This is a genomic window from Pectobacterium sp. F1-1 (assembly GCF_025643735.1).
Taxonomy (GTDB): domain Bacteria; phylum Pseudomonadota; class Gammaproteobacteria; order Enterobacterales; family Enterobacteriaceae; genus Pectobacterium; species Pectobacterium colocasium.
Genome location: NZ_CP104733.1, coordinates 2,890,502 through 2,904,363, shown reverse-complemented (window position 1 = coordinate 2,904,363; position 13,862 = coordinate 2,890,502). Strand labels below are relative to the sequence as shown.

15 protein-coding genes and 1 pseudogene are annotated in these 13,862 nt (G+C 46.9%); 12 read left to right on the top strand and 4 right to left on the bottom strand.

Annotation, left to right across the window (positions count from 1 at the left end; translation table 11 throughout):
- The first annotated feature begins 196 nt into the window (after positions 1-196).
- From NAL19_RS12815 to NAL19_RS12805, 3 genes are all read left to right on the top strand, one after another.
- A complete protein-coding gene (locus NAL19_RS12815) occupies positions 197-733 on the top strand; it encodes a rhodanese family protein (protein ID WP_263057560.1) in 537 nt (178 codons plus the stop codon).
- A gap of 64 nt (positions 734-797) precedes the next feature.
- Positions 798-1,127, top strand: coding sequence for a DHCW motif cupin fold protein (locus NAL19_RS12810; protein WP_225087757.1), 330 nt, complete (start codon positions 798-800; stop codon positions 1,125-1,127).
- Between the two features lie 243 nt (positions 1,128-1,370).
- The gene (locus NAL19_RS12805; RefSeq protein ID WP_263057559.1) at positions 1,371-1,835 is read left to right on the top strand and encodes a GyrI-like domain-containing protein; all 465 of its coding nucleotides are present in this window, start codon (positions 1,371-1,373) and stop codon (positions 1,833-1,835) included.
- A 171-nt stretch (positions 1,836-2,006) separates the two neighbouring features.
- Here the strand turns inward: NAL19_RS12805 and NAL19_RS12800 are convergent, their stop codons facing one another.
- Together NAL19_RS12800 and NAL19_RS12795 are read right to left on the bottom strand one after the other, a co-directional pair.
- A complete protein-coding gene (locus tag NAL19_RS12800) occupies positions 2,007-2,885 on the bottom strand; it encodes a cell envelope biogenesis protein OmpA (protein ID WP_225087759.1) in 879 nt (292 codons plus the stop codon).
- 649 nt (positions 2,886-3,534) lie between these two features.
- A pseudogene (locus NAL19_RS12795) lies at positions 3,535-3,765 on the bottom strand (integrase arm-type DNA-binding domain-containing protein); the annotation flags it as partial.
- A 466-nt stretch (positions 3,766-4,231) separates the two neighbouring features.
- On the opposite strand from NAL19_RS12795, the gene NAL19_RS12790 reads away from it, so the two are divergent.
- The gene (locus NAL19_RS12790) at positions 4,232-5,077 is read left to right on the top strand and encodes a DUF6387 family protein (RefSeq protein ID WP_263059713.1); all 846 of its coding nucleotides are present in this window, start codon (positions 4,232-4,234) and stop codon (positions 5,075-5,077) included.
- On the opposite strand, the gene NAL19_RS12785 is transcribed toward NAL19_RS12790, so the two are convergent.
- Positions 5,074-5,768 (bottom strand): IS1 family transposase gene (locus tag NAL19_RS12785; RefSeq protein WP_263057558.1). Its coding sequence is split into 2 segments (ribosomal slippage): positions 5,074-5,522 and positions 5,522-5,768, totalling 696 coding nucleotides; the frame shifts between segments, so codons are not numbered across the junction. The genes NAL19_RS12790 and NAL19_RS12785 overlap by 4 nt on opposite strands.
- Before the next feature lie 209 nt (positions 5,769-5,977).
- Here NAL19_RS12785 and NAL19_RS12780 point away from each other — a divergent pair.
- From NAL19_RS12780 to NAL19_RS12770, 3 genes are all read left to right on the top strand, one after another.
- A complete protein-coding gene (locus tag NAL19_RS12780; protein WP_317630285.1) occupies positions 5,978-6,136 on the top strand; it encodes a helix-turn-helix transcriptional regulator in 159 nt (52 codons plus the stop codon).
- Between the two features lie 301 nt (positions 6,137-6,437).
- Complete coding sequence (locus NAL19_RS12775; protein WP_263057557.1) at positions 6,438-7,628, top strand: tyrosine-type recombinase/integrase; 1,191 nt, start codon at positions 6,438-6,440, stop codon at positions 7,626-7,628.
- Positions 7,625-8,146 (top strand): hypothetical protein, encoded by a 522-nt coding sequence (locus tag NAL19_RS12770; protein ID WP_263057556.1) that lies wholly within the window; start codon positions 7,625-7,627, stop codon positions 8,144-8,146. Before NAL19_RS12775 ends, NAL19_RS12770 begins: the two co-directional genes overlap by 4 nt.
- Here the strand turns inward: NAL19_RS12770 and NAL19_RS12765 are convergent.
- Positions 8,109-9,302: an IS4 family transposase gene (locus tag NAL19_RS12765; protein ID WP_225085167.1), complete on the bottom strand. Its 1,194-nt coding sequence runs from the start codon at positions 9,300-9,302 to the stop codon at positions 8,109-8,111. The genes NAL19_RS12770 and NAL19_RS12765 overlap by 38 nt on opposite strands.
- A gap of 51 nt (positions 9,303-9,353) precedes the next feature.
- Between NAL19_RS12765 and NAL19_RS12760 the strand changes: the two genes are divergently transcribed.
- The 5 genes from NAL19_RS12760 (at position 9,354) to nrfD (ending at position 13,847) form a co-directional block, all read left to right on the top strand.
- Positions 9,354-9,851 (top strand): cytochrome b, encoded by a 498-nt coding sequence (locus tag NAL19_RS12760; RefSeq protein WP_263057555.1) that lies wholly within the window; start codon positions 9,354-9,356, stop codon positions 9,849-9,851.
- 319 nt (positions 9,852-10,170) lie between these two features.
- Complete coding sequence (nrfA, locus tag NAL19_RS12755; RefSeq protein WP_263057554.1) at positions 10,171-11,607, top strand: ammonia-forming nitrite reductase cytochrome c552 subunit; 1,437 nt, start codon at positions 10,171-10,173, stop codon at positions 11,605-11,607.
- Between the two features lie 43 nt (positions 11,608-11,650).
- A complete protein-coding gene (gene nrfB, locus NAL19_RS12750) occupies positions 11,651-12,220 on the top strand; it encodes a cytochrome c nitrite reductase pentaheme subunit (protein WP_225084955.1) in 570 nt (189 codons plus the stop codon).
- Complete coding sequence (gene nrfC / locus NAL19_RS12745) at positions 12,217-12,888, top strand: cytochrome c nitrite reductase Fe-S protein (RefSeq protein WP_263057553.1); 672 nt, start codon at positions 12,217-12,219, stop codon at positions 12,886-12,888. Before nrfB ends, nrfC begins: the two co-directional genes overlap by 4 nt.
- Positions 12,885-13,847 (top strand): cytochrome c nitrite reductase subunit NrfD, encoded by a 963-nt coding sequence (nrfD, locus tag NAL19_RS12740; RefSeq protein WP_263057552.1) that lies wholly within the window; start codon positions 12,885-12,887, stop codon positions 13,845-13,847. Before nrfC ends, nrfD begins: the two co-directional genes overlap by 4 nt.
- Positions 13,848-13,862: the final 15 nt, after the last annotated feature.

The following is a 13,862-nucleotide window of genomic DNA, read 5'->3' as shown; positions in this document are numbered from 1 at the left end:
AAATCGATGTCCAGCCTGGATTGCTGTCCCCGCATGGAAAGTTGTTGCATGTTTTTATCAATTAATTTAGATTTTTCTTTATTAGTTTTTACTAAATTAAAAGTAAGACACATACAACCAGCGGTATCACCTTCCTTGCCGATTGAACACAGCCGCATTATGCCGGGTTTCAGCGGCTCAAAAGAGGATCACGATCATGTCAACGCCACTTGCTATCTCACCCGCCCAGGCCCGCAAATTGTTAGATGAAGGTGCGATACTCATTGATATTCGCCAGCCTGAAGAGTTCGCCCGCGAACATATTGCGCAGGCGAAACTGCATCCGCTGAATTCTTCCGCCGGGTATGTCCTCCCTAACGATGCTAGGGAAGGAAAAACGGTGATTTTCCACTGCTTATCCGGCATGCGTTCGGAACAGAATGCTGGCCTGCTGGCACAGGCGGCTTCACCCGCAGCGGTTTTTCTTCTGCAAGGGGGGATGACGGCATGGAAAAAGGCGGGATTTCCGACAGAGGTGAATCATAAGCAGCCAATTGACCTCATGCGGCAGGTTCAAATCGCCGCTGGCGTACTGATTCTGAGTAGTGTATTACTGGGATACAGCGTAAACAGTGCTTTCTTCCTGCTGTCTGGTTTTGTGGGAGCAGGGTTGCTGTTTGCTGGTGTTACCGGATTTTGCGGTATGGCAAAGCTGTTAAGGAGAATGCCGTGGAACCGTGCAACTCAACGCTGATTGGCCGGGATGACTGGCTGAAACCGTAAGCGGGGTGTTAACCACTAAAAACAGGAGCAGTAATATGGATATGAAGAACATTCCGTTTGGTACGACTGACTGGTCGCAAATAGAGCCCAGCGAGCATCAAGGGGAAACGGGGATCGCCTACTGGCGAACGCAGCGTTTTGATAATATTCGGGTTCGTATTGTGGAATATACGCCTGGTTACCTCGCCGATCACTGGTGCTCAAAAGGGCATATTCTGCTGTGCCTTGAAGGCGAGCTTCATACGGAATTGGACGATGGTCGTGTTTTTGTCCTCAAACCGGGAATGAGTTATCAGGTTGCGGATAACGCAGAAGCCCATCGCTCTTACACTGAGACGGGTGCGAAGCTGTTTGTTGTGGATTGAGGTGAGGGGCTAACCCAGAGTACGGAAATCAGAGTACGGCGATTAGCCCTTGATTAGCTAACTTACCCTACCTGAGATCGCGTTCGTCGATGTCAGTAAACGTCCGTATAGAAAATTCAATCCATTGGTAGCGACGTAAGCAATCCGTTTCTAATTCTGTTGTCGATATCGGCATATAACCATACTCTTAAAGAGGTTAATGGTGCGGGGTTTATCATCTACACAACTCAGGAGTGTATGAACATGTCTATCAGGATTGAACTTGCAGAACCAATGGAAGTGCTGAGTCTTCGGGTCGTTGGTCCCTATTACGAGAAAATACCGCAGGGATTTAATGAAATATTATCATGGGCAAAGGAACACCATCTCTCCATTGATAAATCTCTGGCGTTTTACTGGGATGACCCCAGCCGAGTAGAAGCGGATGAATTACGGGCGGATGTGGCGATTACGTGCAAAGCGATGCCATCAACGTTGCTGGACGGTACGGAAATACGCAGGGAAATCATTCCCGGTGGACTTTATGCCGTAACGCACACCATTGTGAAAAATGGTGACTTTGCGCAAGCATGGAATGATTTTTATAAAGCGATCGATGCTCAGGGATACCGTCCGGCAGGTGATATATGCTATGAAAGCTATTTGTGCGATGGCAGTAATGGCAACTGGGAAATTGAAATATGGCAGTCGGTTGAAGAGGTGAAGTAAGCCTGTTCATAGGAGGTAACGCAAGAATAAAATGTATTGGAGCAGCCTGCATCGTTACTATTTATACTTATACGCCGTAAAAATATTAAATATTGCATTATGGTATATCTCTGGCATACGGAGGTTATTTAGCATTATCACAGGCACTCAATGAATGCCTGTTGTAATGCATCACTTAGTCACTGAGTTATCGATAGTCTTAATGGCTGTCCCATTCTGCTGTTTGATAATGTTTAACTGAACGCCGTCAGATTTGCGTGTGGCTAAAACATTAATATCCTTTTCATCATCGCAATTGAAATCACCTTGGAGCGACAGCGCGATGGCTTTCAGCGAATCATCGGTAGAGAAAGGAATATACGAAATAGTATTATCCTTGCTAATCATTTTGACACCTACAGCACCAGTAATGTCGTTCTGATACAGGTTATAGATTTTTCCGTTACGAGAATCGGTATCAATAAATACCTCCGTTCCCAGCGCTTTTGCACTCGTCAAAACAATTGCGTCAAGGTCGGCACCCGGCGAATCGGCATATTTCGACAGGCTGGTGTCGACGATTTTCAGATAGGTAAATGAATCAGACTCTGAATCAATTACGTCAACGTCATACCCAATTACAGAACCACGATTGGTTGTCGTTTGAGCGGATGCAGGATTAATAGCCTGAAACACGGGTGTGGCCTTGATCCATTCACTGCCGTCATTGGATACATAGGCATCCCACGATTCATAGGTTCCTGCTTCATAGACGTAGAAATCCGCATCGGCAGTACCGCTCTTTTTAATCGCGTACGGGGTAAAGCGAACCACAACGCTACCTGCTGCACCGAGAGAAAGTATATTTTCATTCGTGCTGTAGCGATTAGGTTCGCCAAGTATTCTTTCGGGCACTTTATAACTTGAAGATACATTAGGGCCGGGCGTATAGCTTACGATTTCCGTGGCAAAACCCACTGCGGTACCCGGAATATCGGGATAACCTTTATAGGTTTCTGCAAAGGCTGAAGCTGATAATAGGCACATTAATGCAATTGCATATTTTTTCATTTTACGTCCTCTTAATATAAAAATCCCACGATTATGGGGAATTCATTGATGTTATTTTACGTTTGCCAGTTCGTTAGTAATTAGCCCACGAAAATATCAATGGACATTGCACTAGCACGTAAGCATCACGTGTAATCGAACCGACAATAGGCTGCACCTAATAGTACTGACGACCGATTCACGTTGAGCAATGATCTCGCAAATCCTCGATGCTTCATTTAAATTCGTTTTAATATTTATCCAAGGCAGACTTTCCTGATGGATGAACCTGTTATAGCGATGAACGCTCAGCGCAAACCGCACAATGGCTCTGATATTCTCAACCTGCTTTGCGTAACGTTGTGTTATTGATTTTGTTATCTGAGATATTTACTGCTGGAAGGGAACCGATATTTTTAGGATTGCAGGTAGGTCTTATCATTCACTATTTTGACAGTAAAACGCCTGTGCGTATAAAAGACGCATAGAATTTGGATCATGTTGTCTTTCACGCGGTAGGGGATGATGTGGGGATAGTGCGTTAACACCCGCTCACGTGTTCCGGATACACGGGCGGGCTTCCGATTGTTGGTCGCTGAGGTAGTCATTCCACTAGCTTTACGAACTGGCTGTCTGCCAGTGGATCGTCTTGCGCGATATAGAGGTACTCGGCTTCCCGCATTTGTCTGGCATCAGCTAAAGAAATTGCCGGATAGCTGCCAAACGTCAACGTAGTGCGCTTTTTAGTCTGTGGGTGGTAATAGCGAAAACGCCATGTCTTTGTGCCGGAAGGTTTGACGAACAATAGCAGACCGCCACCATCATGTAGCGACAATTCTTTGTCTATTGCTTTAGCGGCTTTGACTTCCGTGTTTGTGAGGGGCTTTGCCTGAATTGCCATGATCGTTACCTTTGGGACTACGGTTTTATGGGACTACGTTGATTTAGTCCCAAATGTAGTCCCAAACTTTCCGGCTGTAAACGGGGTATCCCGATAGATAACAGGCAACAAAAAACCCGCAAACTCAGTGAGAATGCGGGTTTTTGTGGGGTTTCCGGTAGTAAACGATACTAACCGAAGTTGTATTTCACGAGAGGATTAAAGTAATGAATTTAACTTTATGAAATATATCATTTATTTTTCATGTTGATATTTAGCGTATGCCTATAGCTATGCCTAAAAGTCAAAGTCATCCCATCAACAGAAAATATTGCCTCAAACTTCGAACCTTCAGACGATAAAGTATTACATCGGGTCTACGCTGTTCAAGTGACAGAAAAACTGAAAAGAGTGGTGAATAGTTAGTCATTCAGCCTGGTTCAACTATCCTTTTTTAAGGAAAGGACAATTGATAGCGGATGATGATATGAAAAACTTGTCGGACAAAGACATTAAAGAAATCAAAAAATGGCTAAATATTGATACCTATCGGCAGTTTGAAAACATATCTCTTGAGCGGCTTTATCTTGAGCTGGTGATGAGGTCGCTGTTTTTTAGTTCTGACCATAGTGATTATGATCGCTGGGTGGTTAAAACTTATGCCAACAGTCTCTTCAGTGGGGATCCCTTCCTCATTACAGATAGTCATATGAATCAGCTTAAAACAAAAGCCAGACTTTTGGTATCCCCATACTTTTCTGTAACAACGACCGGAAGGGTGGCACATCTTTGTTTTGAAGGGATGAAGAAGTCGTTATTTGGCTGGAACAATGTTGATGATTATTGGATAGATGAAAAAGTCGACGAGCTCCCTGTTGCAGAGGCTATGCCGATATTATGTGAACACCGGGTTATGATAGAGATAAATCTCACCAGTGGCTCTGACGAAGAAATCGCTGAATCACTGAAAGCCATGCTTCCTCAGTGGCGTAAAATCCGGAAAATTGAGCCGGAGTCATTAGACACCATTCGCTTTGGTCACAGCACAATCAAGAAAATTATCGATTACAGACTGATCCCATTACTCGACATACTGACATGGGCAAAGCACCATGATATTCGGGTGTCAGATAATCACCTTTCCTCTCTGCTTCACTGCGATTCTGATGAGGAAAATAAAACAAGAATGGGGAGTCATATAAAAAATACTGACAAACCCCTTGCGCTTAAAACCGCCAGCAAGTCATTCATCCTTCAGTTTTATAATTTTCTTAACAAGAACAACCATTTGAAAGAAATGCGGGTTTCGGATGTTGGTAATGCGTCCAATTAGTAGAACATGTGTTTTTCAATGAATGCCCCGATGACTTTTTCATGCAATTCTATCGAACGCGAGAAGCAGATTGTTTTACGGGCCAGACGTTTAATACGTGTCCTCAGTGTCAGGTTGTTACGCTCAATACGCTGAGTGAAGATTTTTCCTGTCAGATGCTTATCTTTCGGGAGTTCTCTGGCATAACTGCCCCAGTCATCGCTGGTTATCATACCGATGTTAAACGGCGTCAGCAGAGCCACAAGTTCACGGCAGGTGTTATCCGTGCGCGGTCCAAACGTGTAAGCCAGAACGCCACCTGTTTTGGTGTTGTATGCATACCAGAGCCAATGCTGCCGGGCTTTATTGCCGACAAAGCTCCATTGCTCATCAAGCTCACAGATAAGTGCTACATCGGCATGAGCGACCGGAGAGGAAGTTATTCGCTTCGGCGCGAGTTTTTTAACGTGCGAATGACGGTGTTAATACCGATTTTCAGTGTTCTGGCTGTATCACGAACGCCGGCGCCGTTGAATGCCATTTCGGTAATTTGTTCTTTGACACCGGGCTTACGCGCTTCATAGGTATAGGTGAGCAGAAACACGCGGTGACAGTCACGACAGCGAAACCGGTCACGACCTTTAGGGTTCTGTCCATGACGGTAAACCTGAACAGACTGACAGCGAGGACAATGAACATTAACGCTGGCCATGAGCAAACCTCAAAGCGGTCATTATATATCAATTCAACTAATTAGAGGCACCACCCGGATGTTATAACGCTCGCGGACAAGGACTAAAAACACGCTAATTCTGGATGTGCTGAAATTCGCTTGTTTCCCTGAACTTTTCATATAGTCTCTTCTAAAAAGCGAGGAGAGACTATGAATACCCAGAATCGCCTTATTCTAACCCCGAAGTAATGAGAAAAACCGGCTTTGGAAAAGCCTGGATCTATCGCCTTATTAGTGAAGAACGTTTCCCCCGACCCGTAAAAATTGGTATCCGTGCTGTCTCATTTGTTGAAAATGAAATTGATGAATGGATATTGACCGCGATTGAAAAAATAAATGTATTTTAAAAGTGTAAAGAATTTCAATCAATAAAGGCTATATATTTTACAGAATATTTGACAGTTTTTAATGATGTCTTTTGTTTAAAGGTTTCGCGGCGCGTTATTAAGTCTCAGGTGTGCTTAATATGAATTAAGTACACCTGAGATATTAAATGTAAAAAATATCGTTATTATCTGATTGATTAAAAATAAGTTTAATTATTATTTTCTTGTCATTTTCTTAAGATTTTTTTTGTAAATTTATTATTTGTAATTTAATAATATATTGCACCTAGAGTGCTTTTGTAAAATATTTTAAGGAGAGATCATGGATCATATTAGAACGAATACATTTATGTTTGATAATGGTGAGCGATATTGCCATGTTATTAACAGTCTGACAGGAGAGCCGCTTTTTGATCCTAATCTTTATATAACGACAAACGTCAGGAGCAAATCGGTGTCGATTAATACAATGGAGGTTGTTGCCGGAAGTCTGGTATTACTTTATCGATTTTTTCATATGAGAAAAATAGACATCGTGGATCGGATTACCCGAATGGAATTTTTAAGTTCTTATGAAATTGATGCGCTGGCTGATTTCGCTTCGGAAAACTTCAAAAATAGGAAAAAAACGTCCGGTAGCAGAAGTGTGAAAGCGCCGACAAAGTATTTCAGACTGACGTTTATTTGCCATTACCTTGACTGGCTATACCATCATCACTTACCGCATTCGGTCGACGTAAATCTTGATGCCAGGATCACAAGGATGGTGGCTGAACTGAAAAGTAAAAGACCTGATTCTGACGGATATCGTGACTATATCCCTGAAAAGTCCTTAACGAAGGCGCAGCAAGATATTCTGTTTAACGTAGTCAGCGTTGGGTCTGCATTAAATCCGTTTTCTCCTGCGGTTCAGACACGGAACAGGCTCATCATTTTATTACTGTTCAGTTACGGGGTCAGAGCCGGTGAGCTTTTAAATCTCCGGATCAGTGATATTGATTTTGCCTGTTCCTCTATCACTATCCAGCGCCGCGCCAATGACAAATCAGATCCAAGGGTTAAGCAGCCGCTTGTCAAAACGCGGGGAAGGGTGCTCCTCTCTGAGGAAGCGGTCATGTCTGAATTATATAATTACATCCAGCAAGACAGGCTAAAAATAAGAAATGCAAAGAAAAATGATTTTCTTTTTATTACCTACAAGAAAGGGGATACAGAGGGAAATCCCCTGTCGATGTCGGCTTACCGGAAAATTATCCATACGATTAGCCAGTGCTCACCGGAGTTGTACGGGGTAACCGGGCATCAACTGAGACACACATGGAATGATTACTTTTCTTCCATGTCAGACGCCCATGGTCTTTCTGAGGTGAGAGAAGGGCAATGCAGAGTGTATTGTATGGGCTGGGTGCCGGGCTCTGAGATGGTGATGATCTACAACAAAAGACATCTTACTAAAAAGGCAAATGAAACCTCACTGGCTGTTCAGCAAGAAATCATCAGGGAGATGTTATGAATAAAGTGAAAGAAAACAAACTCTGTTTAATGGCAACACGTTCAGGTTATTCATTTTCTCTCTCCGATACACGGTGGCACCTGGATAAGGATAATACGGTCAATGTTTATTCTGTATTGCAAACATTAACCCCGTCATTGCATGAGGGGTATCTCAATACACTGGCTTTTTTTGCCTGTAAAAAAAGTGCAAGTTATGTGATGAATATCAATAACAGCCTGAAGCGGTTTATCCGTGAGATGTCCCCTGATTATATTGATGAGTCAGCGATCCTGAATTACAGAGCTTCACCTGCAACGCCGCTGGCAAGTCTGATGGTGCTGAGAAGTTTTCTGATTAAGTGGCATTCCCTGGGTTATGCGGGTATCGATGACAATGCCATTACGTTGTTGAAAGCCATGAGAATAAAGGTTAAAGCGCCCGGAGACGTTGTAAAACAGGAAAGCCCTGAAAGGCTGAGGGATCCCCACAAAATCATCGCTAATAAACCAGCACCATGCTTCGGTAGGTGCTGGTGAGTTGGGCTAAAATACTCTCCAGTTTCACCCGCCCGATTATTCGCGGTGAATGCCGCAGTACATTTTCCGCCAGTGTCAAAAACGATATCACTCTTCGACTTTTAAGGCTGTTCGCTTGATAATGAAGATGAAGTCCTTTATTTTCAAAATGATATCCTAATAACCAGAGTACAATGGATGCCAGTGTCGCCAGCAGACTCAGCACCCAAAGCCGCTCACCTGTTTTGCTTCCACAGGCGCGTAAGCCAAAGCCAAATCTCTCACTCTTTTCATCCCGAAAGTTTTGTTCAATCTGCATGCGTCTGCTGTAGAGCTTCATGATTTCACGGGGCTTAAATTCCTCTGTGCTGGTAAATATCAGCCACGGCTCTTTGGCTGAGGCTCGTTGCTCTTTTTCTGTTGTGGGATGGCTCGGTTTCCCTTTGCGACGTTGGCTTTTTCGGCCTTTCGGCGTTTTTTTATAAAGATAAAAATATCCGTTGCATTGCGCTTTTTTTGAACGCGCCAGCGTACCTATTCCCAGATATTCCGCAGATGCCGTTTCCTTGCAGTCTTTCACGCTCAGCCAGTTTTCTTTGTCATGATGAAGGCAAAATTTTACGTTTCCCCGGATGCGGCCAATAAAGTCCCACCCCAGTGATTTGATACGCCGAAACCATTCACTCTGGAAGCCCGCGTCGGTGATAATGATGACTTTCGTTTGCGGAGCGATGGCACTGGCAAGCGCGTCAAGAAAGGCATTCTGTATCAGAACATTGTTTTGCTTTTTCGACGGAACAATCTGGCTTATCAAGGGGATAGCACGACCATCACAGACAAGGCTGGCACGCAGGACATGAAATTCCTGAGAGGGATAGCCACTCCAGTCAACGGCAATAGCACACCACGGCATGTTTTTGGTCATCATGGACGTAATCTGATTAAATATTTTCGGAATATCGTTATAAAGCGCAGAATTTCCCAAAAGGCGGTCAACCCGTTTTATTTTATCTTTCACACGAGCCGCACCGGGCAAATGGCGCCCGATACTGGTGAGCGAAAGCGTCGCACCGTTTATCAACGCAGTGGTTGAGTCAATGAGCGCGTTTTGTCGGTATTGATGCGTTGAAGCTAAAGCGTTATGGAAAAAAGTCTGGCATACTTTACGGACAGGCATAGGGTGATCTCATTGAATTTTTTGGCGAAAATCAGTAGATCATAAAACTCTATGCCTGTCTTGTTTTCTGGGGATTCGTCAGAGCTTAAAGGGTTTACGCCAAAAAACAGCCCTGAGCGATCAACCATGGCGCTGATGCACTATACGGCGGGTTCCTGTGTGTTAGTTTTCATGCTAATCAGAGTGTTGCTGAAAATGAGATATCGCGACCCTGCTATTGTCCCACCGCTACCGCGCTGGCAGCATATAACGGCGAAAATAACACACGGCGTGTTATACCTTATTTTTATTTCGTTACCGGCTCTTGGGATCGCCTCGCTTTATTACGGGCAGGTGGAATGGTCTTTCTTGGGAATAGCAATGCCTGTTACTCATGTATTGAATGAAAATATTCAGCACAATTTGAAATCGCTGCATGAATTGATAGCCAATACGGGTTATTTTATTATTGCTATTCATTCTGCCGCGGCGTTATTTCACCATTATATCGTACGGGATAATACGCTGGAAAGAATGTTGCCCCTTCGCAAGGGCAGGATGTCCGAGTAGCGTTAGGGGCTTGTCCGGCACCCAGTGGGTGACTATAAGCTTCTGTTTCAGCCACGGGGTATCAGAAAGGAGTCTGGAAGCACCCGTGGCGACCTCTGTTCGTGTTTCACCGTGTGCGCCATCCTGCCGTGACTGAGACAATCCTCATATAACTTTCGATACGATTCATTACTTTTCTTTACCTTTGATCAAAAACAATATTTTGAATGCATCTTTTTGTTATTCATAGGGCGAGTAATGTCACGACAGTTGTTGTGGTTTCTGTCAAATAGATAACTAAAATGACCGCCAGCAGGCGGCTTAAATTGGACACAAACGCATGGTCAGGATAAGCACGTCAATCTCCTATCTGTGGAGCATGGTAGCCAGTCTTTTTCTTATGATGCCCGCCTATTCCGCTGATGCTCCGGCGTCACCCCCTCCTGCTCCAATAGAAGCAAGAAATTCCGTCTTCACCGCGCAACACCCCGACCAATTCAACTCGTGGAAGGCAACCCGCGAGCAGTCAGAACGCCACGATGCGCTGGCAGAAGACCCTATGATGGTGATCCTCTGGGCGGGATATCCTTTCTCCAGAGACTATAACAAGCCACGCGGCCATGCCTATGCCATCACGGACGTACGTGAAACGCTACGTACCGGCGCACCAAAGACGGCGGAAGATGGCCCTCTGCCGATGGCGTGCTGGAGTTGTAAAAGCCCGGATGTCGCCCGCTTGATTCAACAAGAAGGTGAGGACGGTTACTTCAAAGGCAAGTGGGCGCGAGGCGGGCCGGAGATGACTAACGATCTCGGCTGTGCGGACTGCCATGATACCGCATCCCCGGATTTTGCTCAGGGCAAACCGGCGCTGACGCTGTCCCGCCCTTACGCTGAGCGCGCAATGGAAGCCATTGGCAAACCGTTTGATCAAGCCAGTCGATTCGGGCAGCAGTCTATGGTCTGTGGACAGTGCCACGTTGAGTACTATTTTTCCGGTAAAGACAAAGCGGTGAAATTTCCCTGGGATAACGGCACGAAAGTCGAAGATATGGAAAAATACTATGACGCTATTTCCTTCTCCGACTGGACCAATACCCTTTCTCGCGCACCGATGCTGAAAGCCCAACATCCAGAATATGAAACCTGGAGCATTGGTATTCACGGTAAGAACAATGTGACCTGTATCGACTGCCATATGCCGAAAGTGAAAAACGCGGACGGCAAGCGGTATACCGATCACAAGATAGGTAACCCTTTCGATAATTACGGCGAAACCTGCACCAATTGCCACACGCAGGACAAAGCGGCGATGCAGAAGGTGGTTGCTGAACGTAAAACGGCCATTCAGGACTTAAAACTGAAAGCAGAAGAGCAATTGGTTCACGCGCACTTTGAGGCCAAAGCGGCCTGGGATGCCGGGGCAACCGAAGCCGAAATGCAGCCGATTCTGATGGATATCCGCCATGCGCAATGGCGCTGGGATCTGGCGGTTGCCTCTCACGGTATTCACATGCACGCGCCGGATGAAGGCTTACGGATGCTTGGCACCTCGCTAAGTAAATCCGCCGAGGCGAGAACCAAGCTGGTGCGGCTGTTGGCACAAAAAGGTGTGACTGGGGAAGTCAAACTGCCGGATATCTCGACGAAAGAAAAAGCACAGCAGGCGATTGGGCTCAACATGCAGCAAATCAACGCCGAAAAACAGGATTTCCTGAATACGGTAGTGCCGCAGTGGGACGAGCAAGCGCGTAAAGCTGGACGACTGAGCCAATAACCCCATCGCCCGTGGACGCGGGCGAACATAGAGTGGAGTGGATATGAGCGTATTACGTTCGTTATTGACTGCCGGGGTGCTGGTATCAGGCATGCTTTGGGCATTGCCAGGGCTGACGCAGCCCGCACCTCAGGCGGAAAAAGGAGAGCGGTGGGAGGTTATGCCCCAGCGTAATCCCGATGAGGCTTGTCTACAGTGCCATAAACCGGAAGAGGATGGCATGAAGGGTAAACATGCCACCGCCATCAATCCGCATAATCAACAGCAGTTGACCTGTACTAACTGCCACGGCAAACCGTCGCTGCTGCACCGCGAAGGCGTTAAAGATGTCATGCGCTTTAACGTCCCAATGTACAAGGTGGAAGAGCAAAACAGCGTTTGTATGTCATGTCATACGCCGGAACAGTTGCAAAAATCGTTTTGGCCGCACGATGTGCACGTAACAAAAGTGGCGTGTGCCAGCTGCCACCAGTTGCACCCTACGCAGGATAGTATGCAAACGCTGAACGACAAGAGTCGCATCAAACTGTGCGTGGACTGTCATAGCGAGCAGCGCAATAACCCCGATTTCAACCCAGCCTCAGTGCATCTGGGTAATAAGAGGCAGCCATGAGTTGCTCTCGTCGTCAATTTATTGCCCGTATGGGGGGGCTAATTGCCCTCACCAGTACGGCGGGGCAGGTCGTCGCGCAGACGCTGAATATCAACGGTATCCGCTACGGCATGATCCACGATGAATCGCTCTGTATCGGCTGTACGGCGTGTATGGATGCCTGTCGGGAGGTCAATCAGGTGCCGGAAGGGGTATCACGCCTGACGATCGTTCGCAGCGAACCGCTCGGGACTTTCCCAGACGTGAAATACCGTTTTTTCCGTCACTCCTGTCAGCACTGCGATCATGCACCCTGTGTTGACGTGTGCCCTACCGGGGCGTCGTATCGCGATGCGGCAAACGGCATTGTGGATGTGAATCCCGATCTGTGCGTCGGGTGCCAATACTGTATTGCTGCTTGCCCTTATCAGGTGCGCTTTATTCATCCGCAGACGAAAACGGCGGATAAGTGCGATTTTTGCCGCAAGACCAACCTGAAAGCCGGAAAACTGCCCGCCTGCGTGCTGTCTTGTCCGACTAACGCGCTGACGTTCGGCAACCTTGACGATCCTGACAGCGAGATTTCCCGCCTGCTGCGTCAACAGCCGACGTATCGCTACAAAATCGCGCTCGGCACTCGCCCTAAGGTTTATCGCGTACCGTTTAAATACGGGGAGGTTCATCAATGACGCCCGTGTCTTCAAGTGCATTCCATTTTGCTTCGTTAGTCTGGGACTGGCCGATTGCGATTTACCTGTTTTTGGTGGGTATTTCTGCGGGGCTGGTGACGCTCTCGGCTTTGCTGCGGCGTTACCACCCCGAACAGGCAACCGCAGACAGTACGCTGATGCGCACCACGCTGATTCTCGCGCCGTGCACCATCATTTTTGGCTTGCTGATTCTCATCTTCCACCTGACACGGCCCTGGACGTTCTGGAAGCTCATGTTCCATTACAGCTTTACCTCGGTGATGTCGGTTGGGGTCATGCTGTTTCAGGTCTACATGGCGGCGCTGGCAGTGTGGCTAGCCAACATTTTCAGCGAGCAGGTTATCGTGCTGCAACAGCGCTGGCTACCGAAGCTGACTCTCGTTCCCAGAGTGCTCGGCTGGCTGGCACCGATGCAGAAATCGCTGGATATTGTGATGCTGCTACTGGCGGTGATGTTAGGGGCTTACACCGGGTTTTTACTTTCCGCGCTGAAGACCTATCCGCTGCTGAATAATCCGATCTTACCCGCGCTGTTCCTGTTCTCAGGGGTGTCCTCCGGTGCTGCGGTGGCGTTGATCGCCATGGCCTGCCGCTATCGCAGCAATCCGCATAGCGAAGAAGCGCATTTTGTACACCGCGTTGAAACGCCAGTCGTGTGGTTAGAGATCTTCTTACTGTTCGCGTTCTTTATCGGCCTCGCCTTAGGGGACGATGGGAAGCAACGGGCGCTGGTGGCCGCGTTGGCCGGGGGATTCTGGGCCGCGTGGTTCTGGCTGGGCGTTGTCGGGATTGGGTTAGTCATTCCCTTGCTGCTCAAGTCATGGGCTAACCGACTGCATTCACCGTATGGCGTGTTGGCGGTCTGTGGCATGAGTCTGGTGGGCGTCCTGCTCCTGCGCTTCTTTATCCTCTATGCGGGGCAGTTAACCGTTGTCTAGTTCCCAGCAAGAGGC

Bases quoted from the DNA above. Each gene is read 5' to 3' on its own strand.
- NAL19_RS12775 (WP_263057557.1), top strand. From the start codon at position 6,438: ATGGATCATATTAGAACGAATACATTTATGTTTGATAATGGTGAGCGA.
- NAL19_RS12765 (WP_225085167.1), bottom strand. From the start codon at position 9,302: ATGCCTGTCCGTAAAGTATGCCAGACTTTTTTCCATAACGCTTTAGCT.
- nrfA (WP_263057554.1), top strand. From the start codon at position 10,171: ATGGTCAGGATAAGCACGTCAATCTCCTATCTGTGGAGCATGGTAGCC.
- NAL19_RS12805 (WP_263057559.1), top strand. From the start codon at position 1,371: ATGTCTATCAGGATTGAACTTGCAGAACCAATGGAAGTGCTGAGTCTT.
- nrfB (WP_225084955.1), top strand. From the start codon at position 11,651: ATGAGCGTATTACGTTCGTTATTGACTGCCGGGGTGCTGGTATCAGGC.
- NAL19_RS12760 (WP_263057555.1), top strand. From the start codon at position 9,354: ATGCCTGTCTTGTTTTCTGGGGATTCGTCAGAGCTTAAAGGGTTTACG.
- NAL19_RS12780 (WP_317630285.1), top strand. From the start codon at position 5,978: ATGAGAAAAACCGGCTTTGGAAAAGCCTGGATCTATCGCCTTATTAGT.
- NAL19_RS12815 (WP_263057560.1), top strand. From the start codon at position 197: ATGTCAACGCCACTTGCTATCTCACCCGCCCAGGCCCGCAAATTGTTA.
- NAL19_RS12810 (WP_225087757.1), top strand. From the start codon at position 798: ATGGATATGAAGAACATTCCGTTTGGTACGACTGACTGGTCGCAAATA.
- NAL19_RS12800 (WP_225087759.1), bottom strand. From the start codon at position 2,885: ATGAAAAAATATGCAATTGCATTAATGTGCCTATTATCAGCTTCAGCC.
- NAL19_RS12790 (WP_263059713.1), top strand. From the start codon at position 4,232: ATGAAAAACTTGTCGGACAAAGACATTAAAGAAATCAAAAAATGGCTA.
- nrfC (WP_263057553.1), top strand. From the start codon at position 12,217: ATGAGTTGCTCTCGTCGTCAATTTATTGCCCGTATGGGGGGGCTAATT.
- nrfD (WP_263057552.1), top strand. From the start codon at position 12,885: ATGACGCCCGTGTCTTCAAGTGCATTCCATTTTGCTTCGTTAGTCTGG.
- NAL19_RS12770 (WP_263057556.1), top strand. From the start codon at position 7,625: ATGAATAAAGTGAAAGAAAACAAACTCTGTTTAATGGCAACACGTTCA.